General features: G+C 33.7%; 1 protein-coding gene. It reads right to left on the reverse strand.

Annotation, left to right across the window (positions count from 1 at the left end):
- Nucleotides 1-31 precede the first annotated feature (31 nt).
- A complete protein-coding gene (locus HMPREF0819_RS08520) occupies nt 32-508 on the reverse strand; it encodes a sigma-70 family RNA polymerase sigma factor (protein ID WP_039697626.1) in 477 nt (158 codons plus the stop codon).
- Between the last annotated feature and the right edge of the window lie 59 nt (nt 509-567).

A 567-nucleotide genomic window follows, 5' to 3' on the forward strand; every position in this document is an offset into this window, starting at 1 on the left:
AAAAAGAATCAGATATGAATCTGATTCTTTTTTAGTGCTTAAAGTCAGAAAAGTAAGGTTCAATTTGGCGTAAGAAGGCTTTCTTCCCTTCAAATCGTTCCCCTCTGACTACTTTTGCTAGCTTTTCTTGCTCTTCTAAGCTTAAAGTTGCTTTTAATTGAGACAAACTATCTCGGTAAGCAATAAAGTCTGCCACTTCAAAAAAATTAAGCTGAGGGACACAATGACTAATCTCACCTATTTCTTCATAAGGCATACGATTAAATTTACGTTTAAAGGATTCCTGATGGCGGATGGTATCCTTTACATGATTAGAAAATTTTGTCTTGAAGTAAGTATAGCGTCTTCCCTCATTAATGAGAACATCAGGATGTTCTTGCAGTAGTTTGAAAAAGACAATACGCCCTTCCTGAATCCAGTCGTCATAATCCCATAATTTCACAAAGTAATGACGTCTTAATTTTAAAATAATTGGTTTTACAGTTTCAAAATAACTTTCAAAATCCACTGTTCCTATCTCCTTTTTCCTTGTTATTATTAAGGTACCCTTATTATAGAAAGGATTAG

This window comes from Streptococcus equinus ATCC 9812 (assembly GCF_000187265.1).
GTDB classification, from domain to species: Bacteria; Bacillota; Bacilli; order Lactobacillales; family Streptococcaceae; genus Streptococcus; species Streptococcus equinus.